At 69.9% G+C, this 4268-nt stretch carries 7 protein-coding genes and 1 pseudogene; 5 read left to right on the top strand and 3 right to left on the bottom strand.

Annotated elements, in window-relative coordinates; all coding sequences use genetic code 11:
- The coding region (locus VED21_RS36930; protein ID WP_324891178.1) for a metallopeptidase TldD-related protein at positions 1-186 on the top strand (186 nt) is incomplete at its 5' end.
- Between the two features lie 7 nt (positions 187-193).
- Here the strand turns inward: VED21_RS36930 and VED21_RS36935 are convergent.
- Positions 194-526, bottom strand: coding sequence for a helix-turn-helix domain-containing protein (locus VED21_RS36935; RefSeq protein ID WP_324891180.1), 333 nt, complete (start codon positions 524-526; stop codon positions 194-196).
- A 319-nt stretch (positions 527-845) separates the two neighbouring features.
- Between VED21_RS36935 and VED21_RS36940 the strand changes: the two genes are divergently transcribed.
- From VED21_RS36940 to VED21_RS36950, 3 genes are read left to right on the top strand one after another with little or no spacing between them, the layout of a single operon-like run.
- Positions 846-1364 (top strand): glycine cleavage system protein R, encoded by a 519-nt coding sequence (locus VED21_RS36940; protein WP_324891182.1) that lies wholly within the window; start codon positions 846-848, stop codon positions 1362-1364.
- Between the two features lie 57 nt (positions 1365-1421).
- Positions 1422-1871 (top strand): Lrp/AsnC family transcriptional regulator, encoded by a 450-nt coding sequence (locus VED21_RS36945; RefSeq protein WP_324891185.1) that lies wholly within the window; start codon positions 1422-1424, stop codon positions 1869-1871.
- Between the two features lie 6 nt (positions 1872-1877).
- A complete protein-coding gene (locus VED21_RS36950; protein ID WP_324891187.1) occupies positions 1878-2507 on the top strand; it encodes a LysE family translocator in 630 nt (209 codons plus the stop codon).
- Here the strand turns inward: VED21_RS36950 and VED21_RS36955 are convergent, their stop codons facing one another.
- Positions 2508-2639 (bottom strand): hypothetical protein, encoded by a 132-nt coding sequence (locus tag VED21_RS36955; protein ID WP_324891189.1) that lies wholly within the window; start codon positions 2637-2639, stop codon positions 2508-2510.
- Between the two features lie 295 nt (positions 2640-2934).
- Here VED21_RS36955 and VED21_RS36960 point away from each other — a divergent pair, with 295 nt between their 5' ends.
- Positions 2935-3894: a patatin-like phospholipase family protein gene (locus VED21_RS36960; RefSeq protein ID WP_324891191.1), complete on the top strand. Its 960-nt coding sequence runs from the start codon at positions 2935-2937 to the stop codon at positions 3892-3894.
- Positions 3895-4048: 154 nt separating this feature from the next.
- Here the strand turns inward: VED21_RS36960 and VED21_RS36965 are convergent.
- Positions 4049-4268 (bottom strand): annotated as a pseudogene (locus VED21_RS36965) (hypothetical protein); the annotation flags it as partial.

The raw sequence follows: 4268 nt of genomic DNA on the forward strand, positions 1-4268 counted from the left end.
GTGAAGGGTGCGACGCTGATCGGCAACGGCCCGGACAGCCTGACCCGCATCTCCATGATCGGCAACGACAGCCGCCTGGACCCCGGCATCGGCACCTGCGGCAAGGACGGCCAGGGCGTCCCCGTGGGCGTCGGCCAGCCGACGCTGCGCCTCGACGGCCTGACCGTGGGCGGGACCGCGGCGTAAAGGACGCTCAGGCGGCGGAGGGCGGCGCCAGCAGGCGCCGCATCGCCTCCGGATCGCGTTCGATGGCGAGCAGCAGCGCGCGGGCCGGCGCGTCCGGCGTGCTGCGGCGCTGTTCCCAGTCGCGGACGGTGCTGACCGGCAGGTGGAAGGCGTCGGCGAACTCCGTCTGCGTCATGGCAAGCCGCTGGCGCAGCACCTTGACCCGTGACACCCGCCGCATGCCCGCCAGCCGTTCCGGCGACAACGGCTGCGCGTCCGGGTCGGCTTCGGCGGCGGCCTGGGCTTCGGCGTCGGTCATGGCGTCCAGCCGCGCCCAATCGGTGTCAGTTCTGCTCAGCATATTGTTGCGTCGGCAAGGGACCAAGGTGCCCCTGGTTGAGAGCAAGCGCCTCTTTTCCCTCGCGGGCTGCGGATCTGGGGAAAGGGATATTTAGCCACAGATGAACACAGATAGACACAGATGAACACTGCGCAACGGTCCATCAGCGGCGTAGCGTGAGATCTGAGAAAATCTGTGTTCATCTGTGTGCATCTGTGGCCCCAACCAGCACCATGGCATCCGCTTGATCGGAGAGGAAATCCGCCCCTCCCCTTCACGCCTTTGCACCCACTGCCCCCGCGCGGCTATCATGCCGGCCCGAAAAACAAGGGAGGACGGAATGGCCAATCTCGCGCTGGTGACGGTGGTGTGCCCGGATCGGGTCGGGCTGGTGTCGGCGATCACCGGGCAGCTCTTCGACCATGGCATCAACCTGCGCGACGTCACCTTCGCCTCGCTGGGCCAGGGGGCGGACTTCTCGGCGGTGTGCGAGCTGCCGGGCGGGTTGCCCGTCGCCGAACTGGACGCCGGGCTGAAGGCGCTGCCGGAACTGGCCGGCGCGCAGGTGGAGGTGAAGCCCTTCACCTACGACCCCAACCCCGGCCCGCTGGGGCAGGTGACCCACCGCGTCGAGGTGTCGGGCGGCGACCAGCCCGGCCTGATCGCGCGGCTGTCGGACATCTTCGGCCAGTTCGGCGCCAACATCGTGCGCCTGGACGCGCAGACGGTGCCGGAGGGGCGGCGCTACAGCATCCGCTTCGCCGTCTCCATCCCCGCCGACCGCGCCGATCCCTGCCTCGCCGCCGTGGCGAACACCGCCGAAAGCCTCGGCCTGCAGTGCCGGGCGGAGGGCGCATAGCCGGACGACCACACAAAACACTTGTCATAGGCACCCATTTCGGCAAAATTCGCGGTCATGGACGATAATGACCGCAAAATAATAGCGTACATCCAGGCCGACGGGCGCGCTTCCTACGCCGAGATCGGGGCCGCCGCCGGGCTGTCGGTGTCGGCGGTCAACGAGCGGCTGAAGAAGCTGCAGGCCTCCGGCGCCGTCACCGGCTTCGGCGCGCGGGTCAGCCCGGCCGCCGTCGGGCTGCACGTGTTGGCCTTCGTGCACGTGCTGCTGGAGCGGCCGGAGCACGACGCCGGCTTCCGCGCCGCCATGCAGGGCACCCCCGCCGTGCAGGAGTGCCACCACGTGACCGGGGAGTGGTCGTACCTGCTGAAGGTGCGCGTGCCGACCACGGCCGACCTCGAACGCTTCCTGTCCGACCGTCTGAAAACGCTGCCGGGCGTGGTGCGCTCGCACACGGTGATCGCGCTGTCCTCGCCCAAGGAAACCCCCCTCCTGCCGGTGGAGTGATCGGCCATGGACGCCGCGTGGTTCCTGCTGAAGGGTCTGGTCATCGGGCTGTCGATCGCCGCCCCCGTCGGGCCGATCGGCCTGCTGTGCATCCGCCGCACGCTGGCCGAGGGGCCGGCCATGGGGCTGGCGACGGGGCTGGGGGCCGCCACGGCGGACGCGCTGTACGGCGCCGTCGCCGGCTTCGGGCTGGCCGCCGTGTCGCAGGCGCTGCTGGGCTGGCAGGAGGCGCTGCGCCTCGTCGGCGGGGCGGTGCTGCTGTGGCTGGGCTGGGCCACAATGCGCGCCCGTCCGGCGGAGCGGGCGGCGGAGGCGACCGGGCGCGGGCTGGCCGGCGCCTACGCCTCCACCTTCGTGCTGACGCTCGCCAACCCGGCGACGATCCTCAGCTTCCTGGCGGTGTTCGGCGCGCTGGGACTGGCCGAGGGGGGCGGGAGCATGGACGAGGCGCTGGCGCTGGTGCTCGGCGTCTTCGCCGGGTCGGGGCTGTGGTGGCTGATGCTGAGCGCCGGGGTGGGAACCGTCCGCCGGCGCGTGACGCCCGCCGTCATGGCGTGGATCAACCGCGTCTCGGGCGCGGTGCTGATCGCCTTCGGGCTGCTGGCCCTGTCTGCGCCGCTGTTCGCCTTCGCCTGATCAGAGCAGGCCGAGCGTCACCGGACCGCCGAGGATCACGGTCGCCGTCACCAGGAGGACGATCGCCGCAAGGCGCTCGACCGGCGACCAGCGCTGCCAATCCCTGCGGAAGCTCTTCAACTCGTGGGCCATGGCCTCACCTCTGCCACAGAACTTTGCTTTACTGTGGCCAGTGTACGGGGCAAGCAGTTGATGCATGGTTAACGCCGCGAACAGCAAAAGTCTTCCCGCCGAAAATTGCCACGGCCCGCCACGTCCACAAGAAAAGCGCAAGAAGGTCTCCGAAAAATCCCGGCAAACTTTCGCGACCCCGTCGGCGGCACCCCGAAGGCGCCGCGGCGCTTCCGCCGCCCCTCCCTCTTTCCACGCGACGTTGCGAGACCCAGATACGGTCAAGGACACGGTCAAGAACAAGGCGGGGCGTGTCGTGACGGGCTTGAAGATCGGTCTGGCGCTGGGCAGCGGGGCAGCGCGCGGCTGGGCGCACATCGGCGTGCTGCGCGCGCTGGACGAACTCGGCATCCAGCCGGACGTGGTGTGCGGCACCTCCATCGGCGCCGCCGTGGGGGCGGCCTACCTGACCGGCCAACTCGACCCGCTGCAGGCCTGGGCGCAGAACATGGGCCTGCTGGGCATGCTGGGCATCGTCGACCTGACGTTCCGCAAGGGCGGCCTCGTCGCGGCCGAGCGGGTGTTCGAGCGCTTCCGCAACGAACACACCGACGTCCCCATCGAATCCCTGCCCAAGCCCTTCGCCACCGTCGCCACCGATCTGGCGACCGGGCGCGAGATCTGGCTGCGCGAGGGGCCGCTGCTGGACGCCGTGTGCGCGTCCGCCGCCATGCCCGGCCTGTTCCCGGCGGTGCACAACGGCCAGCACTGGCTGGTCGACGGCGCGCTGGTCAACCCGGTGCCGGTGTCGCTGTGCCGGGCCCTGGGCGCGGACGTGGTGATCGCCGTCAACCTCAACTCGGAAATGTCCGCCCTGCCCCGCCTGCTGGCCAACGGCGCGCCGGTGCCGCCGGTCATGCAGGACGCCGTGCCGGACAACCCGCCCGAGGCGCCGCGCGCCGCCCTGAAGGAGCAGGTCGCCACGTGGCTCGGCCGCAAGCACAGCGAGCGCGCGCGCTTCCTGGCCAGCCAGATCCTGTCGCCGCGCCGGACGGCGCCCAACGTGCTGGAGGTGATGGCCGGCTCCATCGACATCATGCAGGACCGCATCACCCGCTCCCGCCTCGCCGGCGAACCGCCGGAGGTGCTGATCGCCCCGCGCCTGGGCCACGTCGGCATCCTGGAGTTCGACCGCGCCGCCGAGGTGGTGGAGATCGGCTACCGCACCGCCTCCATCATGCGCCCCAGCATCGAAATGGCGATCCGGCGGGCGTGATGTGGGACGAGGTTTTTTGAGAGACGGATGAACACGGATTGCGCACGGATAAACACGGATAGGAAAGACAAAAAACGTTCTTCATCCGTGTTCATCCGTGCCCGGCCTCGCCGGCATCCGTGTTCATCCGTGTCTCCCCTCTCTTCCCCCAAACTCAAGCGCCCGGCCAGATCCAGGTCAGCTCGTGCTTGTTGTGGAACAGGTGGACGACCCGCCCGCCGGGGATGGCGGCGAAGGCGCGGGCGGTCTCGTGGTCGGTCTCGGCCTGAAACTTCAGCGTGCAGATGAAGCGCTTGGCCAGCCCGCTGGCCCGCCACGCCTCCACCAGCCGCAGCAGGCGCTGCGGGTAGCAGATGACGTCGCAGCACAGCCAG

This window comes from Azospirillum sp. (assembly GCF_035627195.1).
Lineage (GTDB): Bacteria > Pseudomonadota > Alphaproteobacteria > Azospirillales > Azospirillaceae > Azospirillum.